We start from the raw sequence: 22260 nt of genomic DNA, 5'->3' as shown, positions 1-22260 counted from the left end.
TTCGTCGTCTGTCTTCTCTGAACGGTACACTTTTTTATCCGCGTTGGGAACCGACTGCACATGGTAGTAGATAGTGACACCATCGAGACTGTCGCAGTGATCGGGAGCGGTCAAATGGGACGCGGAATCGCCGCCGTCGCCGCGTTATCCGGCTACGAGACCACAGTCAACGACATCGACGAAGAACAACTCGTGGAGGCCAGAGAGGAGATCGAATGGTCGTACGAGAAGACCGTCGAAAGCGGGAACGCGACCCAGGCGGAAGTCGACGGTGCGATCGACCGACTCGAGTTCACGACCGATCTCGAGGAGGCAGTCGGCGACGCGGACTTCGTCACCGAGGCGGCGGTCGAGCAGCAGTCGGTGAAAGAGGATATCTTCGAGGATCTCGATGACGTCGCACCGCCGGAGGCCCTCCTCGCGACGAACACGTCGGGGCTCAACATCACCCGGCTCGCCGAAGTGACCGATCGCCCGTCACAGGTCGTCGGAACGCACTGGTTCAATCCCCCGATGCTGATGGATCTGGTCGAGGTCATTATGACCGAACACACGCCCGATTCCGTCGGCGACACCGCGGAAGCGCTCATCGAATCGTTCGACAAAACGCCGATCCGGTGTAAGATCGACATTCCCTCGTTCATCGTCAATCGACTGATGCGTCCCTACGGTGAAGGCCCCGCGTGGATGGTCTATCGCGGCGAATACGCGATCGAGGAGATCGACTCCGCGATGAAGTTCAAAGAGGGATTCCCGATGGGGCCGTTCGAACTCGCCGACTTCACGGGCGGGATACAGGTTCGAATCGAAGGGGAACAGGACCACCTCGAGGACGATCGACCGATGTCCTACGATACGGAGGTCTGCCCCATTCTGCATCAGCTGTACGAAAAGGGGCGATACGGACGCAAGGCCGACGCGGGCTACTACGACTACGACGAACGTGACGAACCGCAGATCTCGGTCGACGCGGGCCAAGGCTTCGATACGCTGCTCGTCTGGGCCCCGATCGTCAACGAAGCGGCCAAGATGGTCCAAAACGACGTCGCGAGCGTCGAAGATATCGACACCGGCGCTCGACTCGGCGGTAACTGGCCGGTCGGACCGCTCGAAAAGGCGGACCAGGTCGGCCTCGACGTCGTCGTCGAGAAACTGACCGAAGTCGCCAGCCGACACGAGGACACGAACAAACTCGCCGAAACGCTCCCGTGTGACCTGCTCGTCGAGAAGGCGAAGAACGGCGACACGTTCTACTGACCGTCCCAGCAGTTGGAAACCGGTGGGCCCTCTTTTCGCGCCCACGCTTCTACCCTTTCTCAGTAGCTACGACGGTTCCGCGGTGGCGCTCTCGAGCGGCGCTATCGCCGGTCTCCGATCCGGGTTCCCCGTCGTTCCGCAATACGGAACCGGAGTCTCCCTGCGTTCTCTTCGTACTTCTCCAGATACCGTCTCATCGATCGGGTACCTGCGATATAATCCCGTTACGCCGGTGTTCCTCAATGCAGAACACGATAGGTGTTGGTATCACACTCCGATCATCGAAAGTACCAGACATTTACAATCGTATAGATGTAATTCATAGCGTCGATGCTCTCCGACCCGTCCCACGGCTCGAATAGAAATTCTTCTCGAAGAATATGGTGCAGGAATAAAAGTTGCGAACTGAGTCCTCGTTCCGTAATGCAGAACGATCGGTGGTGTCCGTTCGCGCCAATCACAGTTCTGCCCGCGGCGCTCAACGTACTTCGTTCTCTAGGGAGAGAGCAGACTCTGGCGAGTAAACCACTGGCAATCGAGGGGCTAGTCGTAGGGATCGCAGTCATCCGAACCGGTGCGCTCGGTTGTTTCTTCGGTGGGAAACTACGGGCCATCGGACACGACGTGTGGTTGCTCCACCACCGCCAGTCGGCCGTCGACGCGATGACCCGAACTGGGACGATCAGTCGATTCGAGTCGACTCACCGGTCCAGTGTGCTCCAGGACGTGCGCGCAGAGCGGAGAATCGAAATCGACGGAGTAGAACGGTGCACTGGTCAAAATCGCCCGCGAAGAGCACGTTGACGTGCCGGTCAACGAACTCGTTACTCACCTCATCCGGGGTCTCGAGCGGAGTGATCTCGATCGCGGTCACGCCAACTAACGGCCGATCGGTCGGACTCGAAGCGGATCCATCACATCCATATAGCTTCGACTGAATGCCGATAGCAGATGAACTCGAGAACGGACTGGAAATATCGTCACACGGTCCTCGTCCTCTGTATGTTCGCGTTTTTCGTGACGTACTTCGCCCGTCTACTCGTCAGCCCGGTTGTTCCGTTCATCATCGAGGATTTCAACGTCTCGAACACGCAGATCGGGATCTCGCTTTCCGGCATGTGGATCGCCTACGGGCTGACGCAGTTCCCGAGCGGCGTCTTCGCGGAACGCTTCGGTGAGAAACGCATTATCGCGGTCGCGGTGGGCGGGACGGCAGTTACTAGTCTCCTGGCCGCTATCGCGCCCCTGTTCGTGGTGTTCGCCGCGTGCGTCGTCCTCCTCGGTGGCGTTGCCGGCCTTCACTACAGCGTCGCGACGACGCTGCTCTCTCGCACCTACGACGATATCGGGACCGCGCTCGGCCTCCACTCCTTCGGAGCGCCCCTGGCCGGCCTGCTCGCCCCGGTCATGGCCTCCTGGGTGGGTATTCGGTACGGGTGGCGGCCCGCCGTCGCGCTGGCCGTCCTGGTCGCAGTTCCGATCTTCGTACTCTTCACGTGGCGGATCCGGCCCACCGAGCCGCGCCACCCCGAGCGATCGATGCGGGAGCAGTTCGCCATCGCTCCGCTCCTGGAGTATCTTTCGAGACCGCAGATCGCCTTCACCCTTCTCATCGCGATCATCGCGACGTTCGCGGTCAACGGAATCGTCACGTTTCTGCCGACGTTTCTCGTCGAACACCGCGCGCAGTCACCGGCGCTGGCGGGTCTCGTTTTCTCCGCGTACTTCGTCGTCAGGGGCGGCGCTCAGATCGGCGTCGGCGTCCTCTCAGATCGAGTCGGCCGAGACTTCGCTGTCGCGACCTGCCTGATCGCCGGAGCGGGCGGGCTCGCGCTGTTCGTTGCCGGTCCCGGTCTCGTCGCGGTCGCGCTCGGTGTCCTGTTGTTCGGCATCGGCTCGAGCTTTTTCGCCTCGCTGGAACCGCGATTCATGGACGTGCTGGGTGACGACGAGCGGGGCGCGGGGTTCGGACTCGTCCGGACAGTGTACGTGGTCTTCGGCTCAACCGGATCGTTCGGTGTCGGCCTCCTCGCCGATCTGTTCGGGTGGGGCGTATCGTACAGCGTCCTGGCGGGACTCTGCGCACTCGCGTTCGGAGCCGTCGTCTGCAACTCCGTTCTCGATCTGGGGTACTGAACTCAACTGTGGGATCGTTTTCGATGAATGCGGGAGGTGCCGTCTCGAGACAGCTCTACCGCCTCTTCCCGATTGTGCGACCGTCTCAGTCGTCCTCGCAAACGCCATCGTCCGCGACGTTCGGTGCACCGACGAACAGCGTTCCGTCCTCGAGCGCCGTCACCTGCCGCCACTCCTCCGGCGAGACGACCACGACGTCTTTGGCCTCGAGTTCGATCGTTTCGTCGCCGATTTTTAGTCGGAACCGGCCGTCGAAGGCGAGGTACAGCTCCTCCTGCTCGCGGTGGTGATGGCGGTTGCCGGTGTCCCCTTGTTCAAACACCCAGCTGTTCGGTCGCATCGCTTCCGGTTGGAGGTCGTACCCGACCGCTTTCCCTCGCTGATCGAGGTCGTCGACGCTCCGCAACTCGAGGTCGTCGACGCTGACTCGGCTGAACAGGGCCCCGCCTCGACGACGAGAAGCATAAAGAAACGCCAAACGATCGAATCTGCCGGAACGGTTGCGGAGCCGTTCAATCGTGAGTATCGTCGATCGCACCTTCCGCGGCGCGAGCGAACGTGCAGGGTGGTCTCTCCGATTGGAGCACGTCCCTCCGCCTAAATTACGTCTTCCGTACGCAGCAGCTCAATCTCCTTGTCCGAGTACCCCAGCGCCCCGAGCACGTCGTCAGTGTCCTCGCCCAGATCGGGCATCGGCTCGGCCGCGAACTCGAGTGAGTCGGAGTCGATCGGATTGTCGATGTACGGCACCGGGCCGTCCTCCGTTTCGAGCTCTTTGACCAGTTCGAGATGCTCGGTCTGCGGATGGTCGAGCACCTCGTCGAGCTGGTTCACGTCACCCCACGGAATACCCGCCTCGGTCAACCGTTCGGCCCAGTAATCGCGGGACTCCTCCGCGATGAGGGACTCGATCATCGGTTCGAGAACGTCGCGGTTCTCGACCCGGCGTTCGTTGTCTGCGAACCGCTCGTCTTCGAGCAGGTCGGGACGCTCGAGGACGCCCTCGCAGAGCAGTTCCCAGTGCGCCTCGCTGAGGATGGCGTAGTTGACGTACTGCTCGTCGGCCGTCTCGTGCGGTCCGTAGGGTGTCAGCAGGTGGTGGCGCATTCCGATCCGCTCGGGCAGTTCGTCGTTGTGCCAGTACTTGTGCGGGAAGTAGCCGAGCCACGAGAGCATCCCGCCGAACATCGTGACGTCAAGTTCCTGGCCCTCGCCGGTGCGTTCGCGGTGGAAGAGCGCGAGGAGCGTCGAGATCGTTCCGTAGGTCGCGGCGTTGATGTCGCAGACGCTCAGGGGAATCTTCGCCGGCGCGTCCGGCGAGCCGTTCATCGGAATCAGCCCGGTCTCGCCCTGCATAACCATATCGTAGGCTTTCCGATCGCTGTAGGGGCCGTCCCGGCCGTAGCCGGAGATGTTCAGGTAGATTATATCCTCGGTAGTCTGCCTGATGTCGTCGTACCCGACGCCGAGTCGTTCGACAACGCCGGGCGACGAGTTCTGGACGACGATGTCGGCCTCTTCGGCCAGTTCGTGGAAGATAGCGGTCCCCGACTCGTTCTTGAGATTCAGTTCGACGCTCAGTTTGTTCCGATCGACCCACGCGTGGGCGGACGAATCACCGTACACGACAGAATCCCAGTGGCGGTTTACGTCCCCCACGTCCGGTCGTTCGACCTTGATCACCTCGGCACCGAAGTCACCCAGCATCCGGGTGCACAGCGGCGCGCTGATCCCGTTCTCGAGGCTGAGAACCGTGATGTCGTCGAGTGCGAACATGCTTAGAGGTCCTCCGGCTGGGTTCCGATCCCCTCCGGCCAGCCCGGCGGCTCCGCGGCAGAGGGATCGGCGTGTGCCCGTTTCAGCACCATCGGCGTGCGCTCGAGGCTGAGTACGAGGTCGTCGTGCTGGTTGTACGCCCGGAGTTCGGTTTCCACGATGCCGACGTGGTCGCGGGACTCGAGTTCTCGCTTGTGCAGGACCTCGCTCTCGGCGAAGAGGGTGTCACCGTGGAAGACGGGGCTGTGGTGACGAATATTGTCGTAGCCGAGATTCGCAGTGGCGTTGACCGAAACGTCGACGACGCTCATTCCGACGGCCGTCGAGATGACGACGAGACCGTTGACGAGTCGCTCGCCGAACTCGGTCTCGGCGGCGTAAGCCTCGTTGAAGTGCATCGGGTTGAGGTTCATCGTCACGTTCGTCATCCAGACGTTGTCCGTCTCGGTGACGGTCCGGCCGAAGGGATGCTTGTAGACATCACCGACCGTGAAATCCTCGTAGTATCGGCCGTGCCAGCCCTCGACGAGTCGTTTGTCTGTCGGTTCCTCGCTGTCGTCCGCTGTCTCGCTGTGGTCCGTCATGGGGGTTCTATCGTGAGTCGTGTTTCAATTAGTACGAGCGCGGCAGGCCGAGCACGTTCTCGCCGAGATAGTTCAGGGCGAGTTGCTGGGTGATCGGCACGAGCCGGGTCAGTCTGGCTTCGCGGAAGTAACGCTCGACATCGTACTCCGTCGCGATGCCGAATCCGCCGTGGGTCTGGACCGCGGCGTCGGCCGCCTCGTAGGCCGCGTCGGCCGCGAGGAACTTCGCCGCGTTCGCGTACGCGCCGAGATCGACATCCTCGTCTGAGGCCGCTCGGTCGGCCGCGTTGTACGTCAGTTGCTTGGCCGCCTGCAACCGCGCGTATGCCTCCGCGAGCGGGTGCTGGACCGCCTGATTCGAACCGATCGGGCGGTCGAACACCTCTCGCTCGTTGGCATAGTCGACCGCCCGCTCGAGCGCCAGCCGACCCAGCCCGATGCACTCGGCGGCAATGACGAGCCGTTCCTCGTTGAGGCCGTCCAGCACCTGATAGAACCCCTCGCCCTCGACGCCGATCAGGTTCTCGGCGGGGACGCGAAGGTCGTCGAACCAGAGTTCGAACGAGTGAACGAAGTCGCTGGCGGACTTGGGGATCGGCTCCATCTCGAGTGCCCCCTGCTCGATGGCGTCATCGATGTCGACGAGGAACATCGAAATTCCACGCGTTCGTTTGTCGACGTCCTCGAGCGGCGTCGTTCGCGCGACGAGGACGATGTAGTCGGAGACGTCGACGCGGGAGGTCCAGATCTTCTGGCCGTTGATGACGTACTCGTCCCCGTCGCTTTCCGCGCGCGTTTCGATCGCCGTCGAGTTCGAGCCCGCGTTCGGCTCGGTCAGGCCGAACGCCTGAATCGACGCCTCGCCGTCCGCGACCCGGGGAAGCAGGTCACGTTTCAGTTCCTCACTGGCGTACTCGACGATGGGGACGGAGTTGTACACGCCGCCGTGGACCGCCTGCGCGGCACTGAATCCGCCGCCGTTCGCGGCAATTTCCTCCATCATGACGACGGTTTCCCGGGTCCCCATTCCGGCACCGCCGTACGCTTCGGGAATGAGGACACCCATCCATCCGTGGTCGACAAGCGTATCAACGAACTCTCGGGGATAATCGCCCGCTTCGGCCTGGTTACGCCAGTACTGGTGGTCGAAATTCGAACAAACGTCGCGGACGCTGGTCTGTACCAACTGCTGACTTTCGGTCAGCGTGACAGCGTCGCTGAGGAGTTGGGCCATCAGTCTCACATCGGTGGAACGGGGTAAAAGTATTATGTCCTCGTCGTCGAACTGAGTCAGCGGCGTCGATCTGTGATGCGAAGCGCTCGGAACGAACGTTGCGTCGCCAATCGACGATCAGGTTCCGGTTTTGTCCAAGAACGGCCGATCAGCCGCTGCCCTATAGTAGCCACTGCAAGTCATTGTACGCCTGATCGACCGACAGCTGTGCGATCAGTGTGTGAATCATTTCAGTGGCTACTATATTGTGATCCCTCGAGGCGACGCCGTCGATCAGCACACGGTGAACCGGAGTCAATCGTGATGTCTTGGGAAGTGTTTCGGCGTCTCCGGCCGATACGAGGGACCCGCTCTCTGTGTGCAGTTCTCCGACTCGGGTGCGGCGAGCGATTACCGTGTCCCATGCGGCGGACGGTTACCGAGTACCGGTCGTGGCAACGAGCATTAATTCTCGGGAATTCGAAACGCCAGGAGGAGCATTCCGGCCGCGAAGACGGCCAGTATCGTGAACCCCTCGTCGAAGAAGCCGCGTTCTGCCGCCGCTCCGAACAGCACGGGGCTAATCGCGCCGATCGTGAACCCGATGGATCGGAGAATTCCGAACCCCGTGCCGCGGATATCCGCAGGGAGGGAGCGAAGCAACGACGGCTCGAGGACCGTCGCGAAGCCGAGCAGGGTGCTCACGAGCGCCGTAACCGCGACGAGACCCCAGAGTCCGTCGACGAACGGCAACATGACGAGGGCGATCGTCGGACCGCTCGCGACGATCACGAGCGACCGCCGGATGCCGAATCGATCGTACGCCACCCCGGAGAGCGGCTTGATACAAATGCCGAGCGCGAAGAACGTCCCAAACAGGAGACTGGCGACGGTCGCCGAAAGCCCTTTCTCCTCGATCAGATACGTCGGGTAGAAGCTCGTAAAGGCCTGCCAGACGACGAGGCCGAGGATCAACGCCGCCGTCGCGGAGACGATCGTCGGCCGTCTCAACGCCGATCTGAGTTCCGTGAGGTCGTCCCGACTGAAGCCCGAGTCGCCGTTCGACGTACTCGTGGAACGAATCGGAATGACGAGCCAGAGGGCGACGGCCGCGAGTATGAACAGCGGAATCACGAAACCGAATCCGTACGTCCAGAGGTACGTCGCCGCGAGCACGCTGGCGATCGGGGGAAGGATCGACTGGCCGGCGTCCTGTGAAGCGGCCGTCACACCGTTCGCAGCGCCGAGTCGCTCCGAGTAGAGCCGGGAGAGGACGGTGTATCGACCGACTGCATACAGTGCCGTTCCGAACCCGAACAGCGCCGTCGCGACGAAGAGGACGATCGCGGATCTGGCGGTGATGACGAGGGTCAGCGTTCCGGCGGAGATCACCGCGCTGGCCGTGAGCGTGAATCGCTCTCCGAAACGATCCGCGAGGACACCGCCCGGAAATTGGCCGAACGCGTAGGCGAGGAACAACACCGTCAGCAGGAGTCCGGCGGTCGTCAGGTTAAGTCCGTAGGCCGACCGTAGTGACGGGAGCATGACCGGATAGATCATCCGCACGCCGACGGAGAGAAACCAGCCGCCGGCGACCGCGGTGAGTACCTTTCCGCGTCCGCCACTCCATAGTTCGAGCACGCCGTTCCTGAACGCGGAGAGGGGCCTGAAAGAGCTATTTCTCACGACGGGTCGTTACCGTGTCGCAATGATAAGTATTCTGTTCGTCACCGTGAGAGACGGCATCGGATCGCGACGGCGTTCGTCTCGAGATGCTCCTGCTTCCGTCCGGTCTTCGCGAGGCAACAGGGCCGATCCTGCCGATCCGCTGTGGGACGACGGGCGAGCGTTTATGGTCACTGATGACATCCACCACAGTACGATGGCGTCACCCGAATCGGACCCCGAACCGGAGTTCATCTACGATAACGATCGACTGCGAGAATTCGTCGCAACGGTGAAAGCGACCGCCGACGAGCACGAAGAGGTTCCCGCGCTGCTCGAGTCGCTGGCGGACCCGTTCGAGGAACTCCTCGCGGACGATGACTGGCTTGCTGAACGGTATCAAGAACTCGCCATGGACGACGTGGACGACAAGGGCAACATGGGAGAGGACATCGCCCAGTGGCTGCTGTACCGGGAGGGAAACAAACTGTCGGTGTTCACACTCGTCCTTCCGCCGGGCGCCTCGACGCCGGTCCACGATCATCTCGCCTGGGGACTCGTCGGAATCTACGGTGGAACGCAACGCGAAGACTTCTACCGCCGGGTCGATGACGCAACGAACGACGAAGGCGAGGCGGAGCTCGAACGGATTCGGACCGAGCGCATGGAACGAGGTGACTACTACGAACTGATTCCGCCAAACAACGATATCCACTCCGTCGAAACGACATCGGACGAACCCAGCGTCAGCGTCCACCTGCTCGGCGCGGATGTCGGCTGTATCGAACGGCATGCGTTCGACGCCGACGGTGGCTCAGTCGAACTGTTCCATTCCGGCTACACGAACGTCGAGTGCGAGGACGTTCTCGAAACGTCGGACACGGGACACGGACACCAGCATGGGCACGACCACGATCATACTCACAACGGCGACACGTGACTGAGCGGGAGTGAGTCGGACCGACGACTCGAAGAACGGGAGCCACGGCAACACCGTCTGACTGGAATCGTCCCGCCCCTTCCGATTACTCAGCTAATACAACTATCCCACAGCACCGTTAGGTCCGAAAATTTGAGTGAGATTCAGCGGCGTTACAGCCGGTTTCACGGGCCGTCAGCCGTCTCTCTCTTCGTCGGAAATCGAGTGCGGATCACGGCCAGGGTCGTCGACTGGTGGCGCGCCGAACGCAAGGACAGCGCCGCCATCATCACTGATACAGCGATGGCCGTGGCCGATCTTCGGCGCGGCGACCCAGAAGGTCCCCTCGTCTGCCTCGACGAACTCTTCCTCGCCCGAGCGGCCGAGTTTCAACGAGAACGTCCCCTCGAGGACGTAGAAGAGTTCCTCCTGCTCCGTGTGCGCGTGATAGCCGATCTCTTCGCCCTCGTCGAAGTACCAGATCTTCACCGCAGTATTCTGACAGTCGAGTTCCTCGTCAACGGCCCGAATGTCCAGATCCGGCGGCATTTCGTCGACTTCAGAGAGGTCAGTGAGCGGTACATCCTCGCTATCGACAACAGTGTACTCCATACCCATGTGAAGTATTAGCTTGGGAGACTATAAGTTTTGCATCGCTACGACGCTCTCTCACGGGACCGTCTCGTAGCGGCGTTCAGAGACAGTTGAAAAAGTACGGTGTCGCGTTTCGACGTGCTCCATGCACTGAACTACCCCGGCCTACTCGCCGCCTTCGGCAGCTCCGTGGGCACTGACAGCCGCACCGCTACCGCCAAAACGCATGACTCGTTCCTCAATAGTAACCGTTAGAGCTTTTTACTCAGATACTGTTGTCGAGTGTAGTGGAGCATCTCGACGAAATCTCTGTCGAGGAACTACAAACAGCCCTCGACAATGTGGAAGGAAAGAAGCCGACACAACGGCTCTTAGCAGCAATTGCGTACAAAAACGGTCTTACGCAAACTGAACTAGCTGAGTGGTACGGCGTTCAGCGCCGGACGATCTATAGCTGGCTCAAGCGACTCGACACCGATGAGTCGCTTGAGCAGGCTGTTACTGATGCTCATCGATCTGGGAGAAAACGAAAGCTATCAGAACAAGAGCAAAAAGAGTTCGAAGAGATCGTTCATGAATCTCCCGAAGAAGTTGGCGTTGACGCGCCGGCGTGGACGCCGGCGCTCGTCCAGCAATATCTCGACGAGACCTACGATGTCGAGTACTCAATCCCGAGCTGTCGGCGGCTGCTCAACGAAGCGGGATTGAGTTATCAAAAACCTCGCCGTACAGCCGTCGAATCTGATGCTGATGAGCAAGAAGCGATCCGTGAGAATCGCAAACAAAGCGGCGGGAGATGGACGCCACGGTAGTCCGTATCGATCAAACCAAGAAATCGGTCCACGTCGAGCCGCGTGCCGCGTGGTTTCCGCGCGGCACGCGGCCGTCTATCGAATTATCCGGACAACGTGGGTGGACGTGTCTTTTGGGCGCGATCACCGAGGACGATGATCGCTTTTTCTCTCGATTCGAAGAGTACGTTACTGCCGATCACGCAAAACATTTCATTCTTGCATTATGCCAAGAGTTTGAAGATGACTTGATCATTGTGTTAGATGGAGCACCGTACTTTCAGGCGTCGGCCGTCCCGGATCTGGCGGCCCGTGACGACCTCGCCCTCGTCACGCTACCGGCGTATTCGCCGGAACATAAGCCAGTCGAAGGTGCTGGAGACAGTCACAAGCGACTCTCAACAAACGGTTCTTCGACTCGATTAGCGAGTTACCAACGGCGATCGATACCGCATTTGATCACCCCTCTGTTCCAAAACTGAGTAATTATTTCTACTGTCTACTATCTTTCGGGCGGGGACTGAGACATCGTGCCATCTGGTACCGTGAATAGAGTGGTCAATAACGATTGTTGGTGTATTATACAGAAACTATATCTGTGAAAGTATAAATAGCCCCGACTCGAATCTAGCCTATGAAACGAACCGAATACAGAGATCCGATTACCAACGTCCGCCTCGAGCAGCCTGATCCCCCGATCTACATGCCCGGAACTCCAACCCCCTCGTTCATAGAATACATCGAGTTGCTCGCGAGTATGCTCCGCTGATCCGGTATTCCATATGACTGACCGCGGTGAATCGCTAGACGGATCGTAGTTTCAGTGGTCGACAGTACGCTTGATAGCAGAGACGGTCGCTCGCGTTGCGGAGAGTGAGGATTCCCGCTTCAACGCGCCGGTTTCACGAACTACGTCGGTGCTATCTGTCGGTGCACCGGAGCAATCCGTTTCGATGCGGACTCGAGTTGTATTCACCAACCGGCAATAACACGTTTCACAGATGATGGTATAGTTATTGACACTGTGTCGAATCGGTCACTGTCTCGTTTTGCCCCTCCCCGGCTGGTACGTTTCCACCGAAAGCTCAACACGGTCTCGACTAACGTAGTAATGTGTGAATGTAACAATTCATTGACGAATATTCGTCCGACCGCCCACTTACGAGTTCCGGAAGCGATCGATACGCACCTCGAGTGGATAAACCGCTTTTCGGCTCGATTTCGACCAGTAGAGTTGTCCTGATCGCTTCGTCCTCCACGAACAAGAAATCCGATAATCGAATCGATCAACGAGAAACTCACCAGCCGGTGTATCGTGTTTTGTGCGGATTCAGCGGTGGAAATCAGCTACCGAGTGAAAATCATATTATTGAATGCCATAAAAGAAACCATTCACGTAGAACTGAACATTTATTGCATTATATATACAATACTGGTGGCGTTAGTTTCGAAGACAATGCAGATGATAACAACTCGAAACAGCTTCGATGTCAGTGGGTCGTATACGTTATGTGGTGTCGACACATCTACTTATAACTTGGTCAGCGAGAAAGCCATCGCACTCGAGAAACGAACCGGGAATCGGAATCGGCTCGATCGGAACGGTCACTCCTTGAGTCGATGAAGGAATTCCCAGAAGATTCCATCGACCGCGATTTCGTCGGCAACGGCGACGATTTTGGCCTTGATCGTGTTTGGAGCGACGCCCGATCGGCCGTTGTGAGCGAGAACGATGTATTGAATCTGGTTCTCCTCACCGACCACGTTCTCGTGTGGCGGCCACCACGGAACCTCGGTTATATCGTCGAAGTTGCCGTCGGCCACGGCCCTGTCCCAGGCTTCGAGTACCAGTTCTCGCAACTGGTCGATAACGACGTGGGGCGAACACGAAAGTCGACTGTGGAGGAATTGTGGGTACTCCGCGAAGAGCGCGATTCCGAGGGGTCTACCACGATCGGTCAGGGCGATCGGAAAACAGTACCGCGAGCCGATTAATCGCCTTCGGCAACGTAACCGACGTTGGGAGTCTCAGCTATCCTCGACTGGACCGCGATGAATAGTATCGCGGCCGCTGCGGCACCGATACGGGGCGTCAGTGACGGCCACACCATCGCGACGACGCCGAGTACAACGTACACTGCGCGTATGCCGTAGCTCAGTGGCGCCGAGATATCGAAGGGGCGAGGCGCACAGTTGAGACCGTGGATGATCGCGACCGCACCCAGCAGAAGGATCAGTCCCGAACTGACGGTCGCAAGGGTGAGTCCGCCGGTCACGATTTCGGGGTTGTAGATGAACGAGAACGGGAGAACGAAAAGCGGAAACCCGAGTTTCAGTGCCTCAACCGCAGTCTTCCAGAAGTTCGAGTTGGCGATGCCGGTCGTCACCACAACTGCGATAGCGATCGGCGGCGTGATCCCCGAAAGGATCGCCGCGTAGAGCACGAAGAAGTGAGCAGCGACCGGGTCGATGGCGAATTCGCCGGTCAACGTCGGCGCGATCAACAGCGCGACGATGGTGTACGCCGCCACGGTCGGCATCCCCAGTCCCAGGATGAGACAGACGACCATCGAGAGGATAGCCGTGAATAGCAGGACGCCGCCGGCAACGCCGACGATTGCGAGCGAGAGTTTGCCCGGAAGACCGGTCGCGTTCAGCAAGTCGACGATCCCGTTGACTGCCGCGATGATGATTGCGATCGGCGCGATGGCGACGGCTCCGAACTTGAATCCGGAGACCGTGTTGTTCGCGGCGTCGCGGACCGTTTCGATCGGGTCCGCGTCGCCGTCGGCGACGCTGAGCAGAAGGGGGATCCCCGTGCCCGTCAGCACCATCGCCCCACAGGTGTACAGCGCGGAACTAATGACCGTCCACTGAGCGATCCCGAGCGTGTACAGCAACACGGCGAAGGGAACGCCGAATCGGATCGCCTCGATGAGCGGGTGATACCCATCGTCCAGATCCTCGAGTCGACCTTCGATATTAATGCCGCCCTCGGGGAGCTGTTTGACCGCCATGTAGTGGACGCCGATTGCGACGGAGATGTAGAACACCACCGCCGGAATGATGCCCGCGATGAGCACGTCGACGTAGCCGAGTCCCGGAATGAGCGAGGCCATGACGAATGCAGCCGCACCCATTACCGGCGGCATGATCTGCCCGCCGGCGGAGGCGACGGCCTCGATCCCGCCGGCCGAGTCCGATTTCATCCCGCTTTCTTTCATCAATGGGATGGTAAAGGAACCGGTCATCGCGGCGTTTGCCGTCTGCGCCCCGTTGATCGAGCCGACGATCAGACTCGAGATAACCGCCGACTGGGCGACCCCCGACCGGAGGTACTTCGCCGTCCGGAACGAAAGGCGCATGATCAGATCGAACGCACCGTAGCCGCGCATCAGCCCCGCGTAAAGCAGGAACAGCGCGACCTTGACGGCGACGACCTGCGTGATCGAGCCGAAGAAGCCGTCGAACTCCATCGACAGGACGTTGATGATCTGTTCGAAAGCGACCCCCCCATGGCCCAACAGTCCGGTGATGAGGTTGCCGAAGTAGGCGTAGAGGACGGAAGCGATCACGACGCCCGCGAAGGCGGCCCCGAACGCCCGATAGGTCAGATAGAGGACGACGAGCCCGAACAGGCCGCCGATGGCGTATTCGTAGCCCAGGGCGTAGCCGATTCGCTGGGTCTCGAGGACCTCGTAATGCAGCCACACGTAGGCCGGCACGGTGACGCCGACGAGCGCACAGATCCACAGCCCGAGGCGCTCGAGTCGGTCGGATCCGTCGAGATTGCGGAGTTCGTCGAGAGTGTAGATGAGGACGCCACCGGCGAGGAAAGCGGCGCCGTACTTTGCCCGCGGCACCTCCTGAGTGAGCCCGTACAGCAGCACCCGCGCCCAGAAGAGCAGGGCGACGACGGTGATGAGGTTGTTCAGCAGATGCTCCCGTCGGAGATCAAATGGCGACCAGACGGGCGGTTCGCTCTTGGTCTCGCTCATGGGCGCTCTATTCGCTGGTTTCGCCGCGGGTGTATGCGCTCATATCGACACCCTGCTCCTCGAGATAGTCGTACGGACCGGGGTGGACCGGGAGATCCTCGAGATACAGCGAAGCCATGGTCTCGGCGTCGCTGTGATCGAGGTACGCCGGCTGCCCCTCCTGAATCGCTTCGGTGTGCTCGTTGCTGATCCGCGCGAGTTCGTAGCCGATGTCGCGAGAGGTGTCGTTACCGAGCCAGAACTGGAAGTCCGCGCCGTAGACGTCCATTTTGTCGGTGTCGAAGTTCTGTTGCTGCCAGCCGTAGACGTCGAGTTCGCTGTGGCTCGTCCCACGGGTGCCGTTCGCGGCCTCGACGAAACTGTCAGTGAACTCGACGAGTTGGAGGTCGGCGCGCGCGTCGACCTCGGTCGCCCAGCCGGCGAGATTCTGGAAACCAGCGCCGTAGGCCACCAGAGCATCGATGTTACCTTCCTCGATGAGGCCGGCGACGTCGCCCGTATCCGCGTTGACGATCGAGTCGGAGTTCTGGAGTTCGCTCCAGAGATCGGCATTCGAGAAGACGGTCTCGGCCAGCTGACGCAGTCCCCACGATGGCGGCAGCGGCCAGAAGTTGCTCCCGGCAAGGTCATCGGTCGTCTGGATACCTGACCCCTTGACGGAAACCACGTGCATGTGAAGCGAGGTGATGGAGAACATCTGTTGCGGGAGCGTCTCCACCGGCCGTTCTGCGAACGGTTCCTTGTCCTCCTGAGCGGAGGCAACGATGAAGTTCCCCGCGGTCAGCGCCTGCAGGTTCCCCTGTGAGAACTGACGAAGACTCGGCGGGTCGCCGCCGGTATCCTGGTTCTGCCAGCGTATCTCGCCGGCCGGATCGGTGTCGCCGGACTGGTCCTTGACGACGCGCTGGAAGGAGTTGCTCGCCGCACCGGTCGTCGAGCTCGCGCCCGGGATGCCAACGCTCAACGATGCCATTCCACCACTGCCGCCGAGACAGCCGGCCAGCGCTGCAGCACCGACACCACTTGCTACTTTCAAAATATCCCGTCTTCTCGTGGAAGTCATACACACTACTCGGTGTATTCTTCCCAATTAAATCTTTGGAAACGGTGGAGGCCTTCAGCACCGATATAGTTGTCGTGTCTCTGTCCTTTCTTCACGCCGCTCGGGGAAATCAGTGAGAACGGTCCGGTTGGGTCGGACGCTCACGGCTATAGTATCGATTTCAGAGTACCGCGCGGATAGCGTGATTGCGCTGATCCCGTCCTGATTTTCGGCAGAGCCCGCGGCGGAGTTGGAACGCTCTGAGAGTGTCTGAACGCATCTCACGAGAGAGCTCTATGTGGTGAGTTTACGCGTTGCGGTACGTGTATGCAGTACGTGTATAATTCGTTTCAGAGACCCCTACAGCAATACCCGCTCTCGGTTTCAGTTTGAGCGTCTCGTTACTGCATCCGCCTTACTGAGACAACACAGCGAGATGAAACGGGACAGGATACTGTTCCACCTCGAGCGTGCATCAACAACGGCCGTTCACAGCGAACGGTTACAGCACTCGATCGGCGATGATGTTCTTCTGGATTTCGCTCGTTCCCTCGTAGATCTTCGTGATGCGGGCGTCGCGGTAGTAGCGTTCGGCGGGGTAGTCAGTCACGTAGCCCGAACCGCCGTGGACCTGGATTCCTTCGTCCGCAACCTCGACCGCGATCTCGCTGGCGAACAGCTTCGCCATGCTGGAGAACTGCGCGGCGACGTCCTGGTTGTTCCGTTCGACCTCGGTTGCGGCGCGGTAGGTCAGCGAGCGAGCCGCCTCGACCTTGGTGGCCATCTCGGCGATTTTGTGCTGGATGGCCTGGAACTCGGAGATCTTCTGGTCGAACTGTTCGCGCTGATTAGCGTACTCGACCGCAGCGTCGAGCGCGCCCGTCGCAGCGCCCACGGCCTGTGCAGCGACGTTGGTTCGGCCCGAGGCGAAGAATTCCATGAGCTGGTAGAACCCCTCGTCGACCTCGCCGATAACGTTCTCCTCGGGAATCCGAACGTCGTCGATGACGACCTCTGCGAGGTCGGAGGCGCGGATACCGAGCTTGTTGTCGATCTTCTCGGTGGAGATGCCGTCGGTGTCCATCGGCAGAAGGAAGGCAGTGATACCGCGGTGGCGCTCTCCCGGACTCGTCTTCGCCATGACGACACCGATGTCAGCGACCGTGCCGTTGGTGATCCACATCTTGTTTCCGTTCAGGATGTACTCGTCGCCGTCTTTTTCGGCAACGGTCTCGATACCCGAAACGTTCGATCCATGAGCGGGCTCAGAAATACAGGAACAGGAGGCGACTTCGCCGCTTGCGACCTTCGGCAGCCACTCCTCTTTCATCCAATCGTCGCCGAATTCGACGATCATGTTGGTCCCGAACCCCGCGCTGCCGACTGCGGATCCGATTCCGGGGTCGGCTCGCCACAGCTCTTCGGTAACGATCGTCTTCGAAAGCTTGTCCATGCCAGCGCCGCCGTACTCGACCGGTATACTGGGTGCGACGAAATCGTACTCCGCGGCTGTTCGTCGTAACTCTTCGGGATATTTTCCCTCTCGGTCGTGTTCTTCCGCGACCGGCTGGATCTCGTTTTCACCGAACTCACGAACGGCAGCACGGATGGCTTCGTGCTCGTCGGACAGACTGAATGCCATACAGGTACTCGTTAGACGGGGGTGAAAGTAGTTTCGAGTCGAATCAGTATGACGAATACCCTCCGTATCGTCTCGAGTCCGTCCAGACGCCGAGTCTCGAGGGGGCGATCTCGACACGACAGTGTCGACAAATATTCGCATTCGAAACGATGAACGTGATTTCAAGTCGGGACGGCCGTTCGATAGGACGCCGTATTTTCCCGTCGTTACTCGTCATCCGACGGGCGAATCTTGAACCCGTATCGCGTAACGCCTTCCTGGGTGTAGATTCGGCGGATCGTCGTCTCAACTCGGTCGCCGACGGCGAACGCGGACGGGTCCGCATCGGTGCCCATCGCCGGCACACTGACGGTCTCTCTATCGGTTTCGGCCTCCAGGGCGACGATCGCGGCTGCGTAGTCGCCCGACTGCGACTGTTGGGCAGCGAACTCCGGCGGCGCACCACCCTGTGAGATCGTCGTGACGGCCTCAATAACTCCCTCGCCAGGGAGTTCTATAGGATCGTACTCGGCGAGCGCGCCGCAGTCGTCACACGAACCCTCCGGCGGGAACGCGAGCGCACCACACTCGGGACAGCGACCCGCCTCGAGTCGATACCGTTGGGGGAGCGAGCGCCGCCAGGATGGCACGCTGACGTATGCGCCGCCGCCCGACGGCGGTCCCGACGTAACGATGCCCCGCTGGCGCAGGTAGTCGGCGTACGAGATGGCATCGTCGCTCTCGATAGCAATCTTCGCGGGAACGTCGCCGCTGACGGTGACGAGGAGGGCGTCCGCGCCGGCGCCACTGCCGTGGGAAACGGCCAAGATCGATTCGTAGCCGCCCGTGAGCGCGCCGGCGAGCGAGACGGGAACGCTCGCGGCACCGAGGTCGCCCAGCTCGTGGACCGTCGCGGCGGCCTGAATCTCGTCGGTGCCGACCCCAGCCGCGCCCGCGGCGCGATAGGGCAGTTTCCCGTTCGGTGCCTGGATGGCTGCTGCCTCCGGTCCGGACTCGACTTCGAGCCCGGAGACGGCGCCGCCGATCGTTTCGGTGAACGCCTGCCGGTCGTACTGCGTGACGCCGAGTCCCTGCGTCTCGTCCTCGCCAGTGGTGCGGAATCGCGTGCCCGGATACGGCGCGGCGTACTCCGCACGGTCAACGAGCTCAGCGGGTCCATTCGCCTCGAGAACGAACGCCGCGGCTCCGGCGCCAGCAGCGTGATCGATCTCGTCGTCCGGATCACCGTGCGGGGCGTCGGCGGCAACGATGACGGCCGTGCCGGCCGCAGTCTCGACCGCGTCCATCCCGGCCCAGAGAGCTCGCGTCCCGGCGCGCGTACTGCCCGTGAAGGTCTGTCTCGCCGTGGTCGAGGAAAGACCGAGCATCGCACCCAGCCGGGCGGTGAGGTCCTCTTCGGCCGCCGGCGGTCTCGAGGACGCGAACCCGAGCCAGTCCACCTCCGCGGCATCGAAATCGCTAGCTTCGATCGCGCGGGTTGCGGCCTCGTAGGCCATCGTCAGGGCGTCCTCGTCGGCGCTGGGAACAGCCTTCTCGGAGATACCGGACGCCTGGAAGTGACCCCATGCCTCTGCGAACTCTTCAGCGGTGATGCGGAAACGGGGCGCGTAGGCGCCGACGGCGGTAATAGCGGCCATTACGCGCTCACCTCCGTTTCCTTCTCTCGCGGACGATGTCCGCTCGAGGAGCGTTGCTCCTCGCGCTCGAAGATATGGATCACCGAGGCGCCGCCGCTGCCGCCGACGTTGTGCGTGAGACCGCGCATCGGGTTCTCGACCTGTCGCTCGCCGGCTGTTCCAGAGAGCTGCTTGAACGCTTCGACGACCTGGCCCGCACCGGTTGCACCGATCGGGTGCCCCTTCGATTTGAGCCCGCCCGACGTATTTACGGGGAGGTCACCGTCGAGTTCAGTCGCGCCGGACTCGATGAGCTGTCCGGCCTCACCCTTCTGGCAAAAGCCCAGATCCTCGTAGGCGAGCAGTTCGGCGATCGCGAAGCAATCGTGAACCTCCGCGAAATCGAGGTCGGCGGGGCTGACATCGGCCATCTCGTAGGCGGTTTCGGCGGCGCGTTGGCTAGCTGGAATGCCGGTGTACGAATCGCGCTGGAAGAGCCCGACGGTGTCGCTCCCGGCACCGACGCCGGCGACCCGGATCGGGTCGTCCGTGTACTCGTCGACGACGTCCTCACTGACGATCAGCGCACACGCCGCGCCGTCCGAAGTCGGACAGCAGTGATAGAGATTGAGCGGGTCCGCGACGATCGGGGCAGACTGGGCGTCATCGAGCGAGCACTCGAACCCGAGCTGAGCATGCGGGTTCTTCGCTCCGTTCGAGTGGTTCTTGACGGCGACGCGGGAGAGCTGTTCGCGCGTGGTCCCGTGTTTTTCCATATGTGCGCTAGCCATCTGGGCGTAGACGCCCGAGAACGTCGTCCCGGAGAGGCGCTCCCACTCGGTTTCGCCGGAGACGCCGAGCCAGTACTTCGTTGCATCCGAGCTCATGTCCGTCATAATCTCGAAGCCGCCCGCGAGGGCAACGTCTGCCATGCCGGATTTGACCGCCTGGACGGCCTGGCGGGTCGCGAAGCCGCTCGCCGCGCAGGCGTTCTCGACGCGGGTACAGGGGACGCCGTCGAGGCCAACGTGTTCGGTCACCGCCGGCCCGGAGAGACCGAGCTGACGGCCACCGACGCCGAGCGTGCCGATGAAAGCTTCATCGACGTCGGCCGTCTCGAACCCCTTTGGGACGTTTTCTACTGCGGCGTCGAACGCCGTTCGAAACAATGAGCGGTAGCTCTCATCGGGAAATGTTCCGTAGTCTGATTGTCCTGCACCGACTAAGTAGGCGTCTGGCATACGCATATCAGTACCAATCGGCACGAAATAAGCACACCGTTGTCCGCATCCGAGTAACTGGAGAACGGACGACTTCGACTCGACGAGTAGCCGTTCAATGGGAGCCGAAGTTTCGTGCACCACCCATCGCAAGTCTACAAAACACCATTGTGAAGTCGCACTCGTGCGCTGGAAATGAGAGTATATGCGGGATTTTTCGCTACTATATCGAAATTGTCCATCAGATCGAGAATATACAGTGAGGAATGGAACCGAGGATACAAAACGGAGAGAAGGGAAGTTATCTGAAGCGGCGTTTCGTAATTCGAAGCCTCACTCCAAAGTGTTAGGGACACGAACCGTAGTTTTACAGTCTATTTACAACTACGGCCGGTAAGCGATATAGATGCGCCTTATTTTACAACACTACGGCCGTATAATCACGATCCGCTCACAACATCGATCCGGTCACAACGCGGACGGTATTTACTGTCGTACTATTGTAAAGCAGATCTGAATCGCTCTGAGCACGATACAGGGACGCAGAACTGTACCCCAGAGTGTGCGTAGTAATGCAACGAAAAGGGAGGAATAATTTAGCCGCCACTTCGGCGTATCATTCGTACAGCGTGCTCCTCTTCATCGGCCGCGAGAGAAGTGTTCGGAGCACGGCTATTATTTCGTATTACGAAACGGATATCGGCGAGGAATCGACTGTAAAAGAGCGAACCGCGAAGGGAGTAACAGCATGACCTACTCTCGAGCCTGTGAAACGGAAATAATCGTGATATCGTCGTTCTCGACTGCAGCGCCACACTCTGACGTTCCACTCGGGAACGGCAGCCGTGTTCTCTCGAGTGCTTCGTCGTAGTGGTCAGACAAACGAAAGAGAGTCCGCATCAATTTCGAATGGGTAAACTTTTTCCCATTGTCAACCATTTATTGGATAATGTCCCCAGACGGAAGCGGTTCGTCGACTACGCGGATCAAGAGCGTCGAAACTACCCTTGAGATAATTGCCGAATTAAAACGGCAAAATGGAGCGACCGTCTCGGAACTGGCCTCGACAGTTGACGTGTCAAAGGGGACGGTCCACAAACATCTGGCCACGTTACGTGAGCACGATTACGTCGTGAATGACGACGGCAGCTATCGAATTGGCTTTCATTTCCTGGATATCGGTGGATATGCGCTCTGCCAGTTCGACGGCGTCAAACAGATCACGTCCAAGGTGAGAGAGCTTGCAGACCAAACCGGTGAAACGGTTCAATTTTCGACAGAGCAACACGGTCGCACCGTCGTACTAACCCGAGAGGCAGGACAGAAGGGCGTCTCTAGCCGCGCCCGACTCGGAACGCGGTTCTATATGCACCAGGTCTCGGGCGGAAAAGCGATCCTCGCCAACCTGTCGAAACAACGTGTGCAAGCCATAATCGCCCAGCACGGACTGCCGGCCGCAACGGAGTCGACGATCACAACCGAATCCGAACTCTTCGAGGAACTCGAGACGATCCGCGATCGAGGGTACGCGTTCAATAAGGCCGAAAGTACGAACGGACTCCACGCCGTTGGAGTTCCTCTGCGAGGGCCGGAGGGCGACGTTCTCGGGGCGTTCGCCATCGCCGGACCGAGCCATCGAATGCATAGCGGGCGGTTCGAAGACAAGATTCCGGATGTCATGCTAAGCGCCGTTAACGAAATCGAGTTGAATCTCACGTACTCCTGATCGCGGATGGTCGCCTCCCTCCGGCGCTGATCTCTGTACTGCTCGTACGAACCGTCTCGCACGTACTGCGAGTGCGAAACG

Annotated in this window: 19 protein-coding genes and 1 pseudogene; 8 read left to right on the top strand and 12 right to left on the bottom strand. The window is 60.2% G+C overall.

Translation table 11 applies throughout. The annotated features are described in order from the left end of the window. The first annotated feature begins 60 nt into the window (after positions 1-60). The 4 genes from CP556_RS17570 (at position 61) to CP556_RS17560 (ending at position 3393) form a co-directional block, all read left to right on the top strand. Positions 61-1257 (top strand): 3-hydroxyacyl-CoA dehydrogenase, encoded by a 1197-nt coding sequence (locus CP556_RS17570; protein WP_098726787.1) that lies wholly within the window; start codon positions 61-63, stop codon positions 1255-1257. A 330-nt stretch (positions 1258-1587) separates the two neighbouring features. Then, positions 1588-2061, top strand: coding sequence for a 2-dehydropantoate 2-reductase N-terminal domain-containing protein (locus CP556_RS27310; protein ID WP_176548229.1), 474 nt, complete (start codon positions 1588-1590; stop codon positions 2059-2061). After that, a complete protein-coding gene (locus CP556_RS27305; protein WP_394340745.1) occupies positions 2030-2140 on the top strand; it encodes a hypothetical protein in 111 nt (36 codons plus the stop codon). Before CP556_RS27310 ends, CP556_RS27305 begins: the two co-directional genes overlap by 32 nt. 68 nt (positions 2141-2208) lie before the next feature. After that, positions 2209-3393 carry an MFS transporter gene (locus tag CP556_RS17560; RefSeq protein WP_218011973.1) on the top strand — a complete coding sequence of 395 codons (1185 nt, stop codon included), beginning with the start codon at positions 2209-2211 and terminating at the stop codon, positions 3391-3393. 85 nt (positions 3394-3478) lie between these two features. Here CP556_RS17560 and CP556_RS17555 read toward each other — a convergent pair whose 3' ends face one another. The 5 genes from CP556_RS17555 to CP556_RS17535 form a co-directional block, all read right to left on the bottom strand. Next, positions 3479-3871 carry a cupin domain-containing protein gene (locus CP556_RS17555; protein ID WP_218011972.1) on the bottom strand — a complete coding sequence of 131 codons (393 nt, stop codon included), beginning with the start codon at positions 3869-3871 and terminating at the stop codon, positions 3479-3481. Between the two features lie 119 nt (positions 3872-3990). Beyond that, the gene (locus CP556_RS17550; protein WP_098726785.1) at positions 3991-5169 is read right to left on the bottom strand and encodes a CaiB/BaiF CoA transferase family protein; all 1179 of its coding nucleotides are present in this window, start codon (positions 5167-5169) and stop codon (positions 3991-3993) included. 2 nt (positions 5170-5171) lie between these two features. After that, positions 5172-5753 carry a MaoC family dehydratase gene (locus CP556_RS17545; protein WP_098726784.1) on the bottom strand — a complete coding sequence of 194 codons (582 nt, stop codon included), beginning with the start codon at positions 5751-5753 and terminating at the stop codon, positions 5172-5174. A 28-nt stretch (positions 5754-5781) separates the two neighbouring features. Then, positions 5782-6987, bottom strand: a complete 1206-nt coding sequence (locus CP556_RS17540; RefSeq protein WP_098726783.1) for an acyl-CoA dehydrogenase family protein — start codon at positions 6985-6987, stop codon at positions 5782-5784. Positions 6988-7431: 444 nt separating this feature from the next. Next, positions 7432-8607: an MFS transporter gene (locus CP556_RS17535; RefSeq protein ID WP_098726782.1), complete on the bottom strand. Its 1176-nt coding sequence runs from the start codon at positions 8605-8607 to the stop codon at positions 7432-7434. A gap of 241 nt (positions 8608-8848) precedes the next feature. Between CP556_RS17535 and CP556_RS17530 the strand changes: the two genes are divergently transcribed. Continuing rightward, positions 8849-9571 (top strand): cysteine dioxygenase family protein, encoded by a 723-nt coding sequence (locus CP556_RS17530; protein ID WP_141551706.1) that lies wholly within the window; start codon positions 8849-8851, stop codon positions 9569-9571. Positions 9572-9745: 174 nt separating this feature from the next. On the opposite strand, the gene CP556_RS17525 is transcribed toward CP556_RS17530, so the two are convergent. Then, positions 9746-10162, bottom strand: a complete 417-nt coding sequence (locus CP556_RS17525) for a cupin domain-containing protein (RefSeq protein ID WP_098727463.1) — start codon at positions 10160-10162, stop codon at positions 9746-9748. Positions 10163-10431: 269 nt separating this feature from the next. Between CP556_RS17525 and CP556_RS17520 the strand changes: the two are divergent. Both CP556_RS17520 and CP556_RS26790 read left to right on the top strand, forming a co-directional pair. Next, a pseudogene (locus tag CP556_RS17520) lies at positions 10432-11428 on the top strand (IS630 family transposase); the annotation flags it as partial. A 141-nt stretch (positions 11429-11569) separates the two neighbouring features. Then, positions 11570-11704, top strand: a complete 135-nt coding sequence (locus tag CP556_RS26790; RefSeq protein ID WP_255291496.1) for a hypothetical protein — start codon at positions 11570-11572, stop codon at positions 11702-11704. Between the two features lie 836 nt (positions 11705-12540). On the opposite strand, the gene CP556_RS17515 is transcribed toward CP556_RS26790, so the two are convergent. The 6 genes from CP556_RS17515 to CP556_RS17490 form a co-directional block, all read right to left on the bottom strand. Next, positions 12541-12795, bottom strand: a complete 255-nt coding sequence (locus tag CP556_RS17515; protein ID WP_098726781.1) for a hypothetical protein — start codon at positions 12793-12795, stop codon at positions 12541-12543. A gap of 131 nt (positions 12796-12926) precedes the next feature. Then, positions 12927-14933: a TRAP transporter permease gene (locus CP556_RS17510; RefSeq protein ID WP_098726780.1), complete on the bottom strand. Its 2007-nt coding sequence runs from the start codon at positions 14931-14933 to the stop codon at positions 12927-12929. Between the two features lie 7 nt (positions 14934-14940). Further along, positions 14941-15996, bottom strand: a complete 1056-nt coding sequence (locus CP556_RS17505) for a TAXI family TRAP transporter solute-binding subunit (protein ID WP_098726779.1) — start codon at positions 15994-15996, stop codon at positions 14941-14943. Positions 15997-16477: 481 nt separating this feature from the next. After that, entirely contained in the window at positions 16478-17617 is a 1140-nt protein-coding gene (locus tag CP556_RS17500) for an acyl-CoA dehydrogenase family protein (protein ID WP_098726778.1), read from the bottom strand. A gap of 206 nt (positions 17618-17823) precedes the next feature. Beyond that, positions 17824-19254, bottom strand: a complete 1431-nt coding sequence (locus CP556_RS17495; RefSeq protein WP_098726777.1) for a zinc ribbon domain-containing protein — start codon at positions 19252-19254, stop codon at positions 17824-17826. Next, positions 19254-20474 carry a thiolase domain-containing protein gene (locus CP556_RS17490; protein WP_098726776.1) on the bottom strand — a complete coding sequence of 407 codons (1221 nt, stop codon included), beginning with the start codon at positions 20472-20474 and terminating at the stop codon, positions 19254-19256. Before CP556_RS17490 ends, CP556_RS17495 begins: the two co-directional genes overlap by 1 nt. 928 nt (positions 20475-21402) lie before the next feature. Between CP556_RS17490 and CP556_RS17485 the strand changes: the two genes are divergently transcribed. Then, entirely contained in the window at positions 21403-22179 is a 777-nt protein-coding gene (locus tag CP556_RS17485) for an IclR family transcriptional regulator (protein ID WP_098726775.1), read from the top strand. Positions 22180-22260 lie beyond the last annotated feature (81 nt).

Origin of the sequence: Natrinema sp. CBA1119, assembly GCF_002572525.1 — an archaeon.
Taxonomy (GTDB): Archaea; Halobacteriota; Halobacteria; order Halobacteriales; family Natrialbaceae; genus Natrinema.
The sequence above is the reverse complement of the archived record's forward strand: the minus strand, read 5'-3'. Positions and strand labels throughout refer to the sequence as shown.

What these genes read in the sequence shown, in the direction of transcription:
- CP556_RS17570 (WP_098726787.1), top strand. Translation starts at nt 61, where the DNA reads ATGGTAGTAGATAGTGACACCATCGAGACTGTCGCAGTGATCGGGAGC.
- CP556_RS27310 (WP_176548229.1), top strand. Translation starts at nt 1,588, where the DNA reads ATGCTCTCCGACCCGTCCCACGGCTCGAATAGAAATTCTTCTCGAAGA.
- CP556_RS17560 (WP_218011973.1), top strand. Translation starts at nt 2,209, where the DNA reads ATGAACTCGAGAACGGACTGGAAATATCGTCACACGGTCCTCGTCCTC.
- CP556_RS17550 (WP_098726785.1), bottom strand. Translation starts at nt 5,169, where the DNA reads ATGTTCGCACTCGACGACATCACGGTTCTCAGCCTCGAGAACGGGATC.
- CP556_RS17545 (WP_098726784.1), bottom strand. Translation starts at nt 5,753, where the DNA reads ATGACGGACCACAGCGAGACAGCGGACGACAGCGAGGAACCGACAGAC.
- CP556_RS17540 (WP_098726783.1), bottom strand. Translation starts at nt 6,987, where the DNA reads ATGGCCCAACTCCTCAGCGACGCTGTCACGCTGACCGAAAGTCAGCAG.
- CP556_RS17530 (WP_141551706.1), top strand. Translation starts at nt 8,849, where the DNA reads ATGGCGTCACCCGAATCGGACCCCGAACCGGAGTTCATCTACGATAAC.
- CP556_RS17525 (WP_098727463.1), bottom strand. Translation starts at nt 10,162, where the DNA reads ATGGAGTACACTGTTGTCGATAGCGAGGATGTACCGCTCACTGACCTC.
- CP556_RS26790 (WP_255291496.1), top strand. Translation starts at nt 11,570, where the DNA reads ATGAAACGAACCGAATACAGAGATCCGATTACCAACGTCCGCCTCGAG.
- CP556_RS17510 (WP_098726780.1), bottom strand. Translation starts at nt 14,933, where the DNA reads ATGAGCGAGACCAAGAGCGAACCGCCCGTCTGGTCGCCATTTGATCTC.
- CP556_RS17505 (WP_098726779.1), bottom strand. Translation starts at nt 15,996, where the DNA reads ATGACTTCCACGAGAAGACGGGATATTTTGAAAGTAGCAAGTGGTGTC.
- CP556_RS17500 (WP_098726778.1), bottom strand. Translation starts at nt 17,617, where the DNA reads ATGGCATTCAGTCTGTCCGACGAGCACGAAGCCATCCGTGCTGCCGTT.
- CP556_RS17495 (WP_098726777.1), bottom strand. Translation starts at nt 19,254, where the DNA reads ATGGCCGCTATTACCGCCGTCGGCGCCTACGCGCCCCGTTTCCGCATC.
- CP556_RS17490 (WP_098726776.1), bottom strand. Translation starts at nt 20,474, where the DNA reads ATGCCAGACGCCTACTTAGTCGGTGCAGGACAATCAGACTACGGAACA.
- CP556_RS17485 (WP_098726775.1), top strand. Translation starts at nt 21,403, where the DNA reads ATGTCCCCAGACGGAAGCGGTTCGTCGACTACGCGGATCAAGAGCGTC.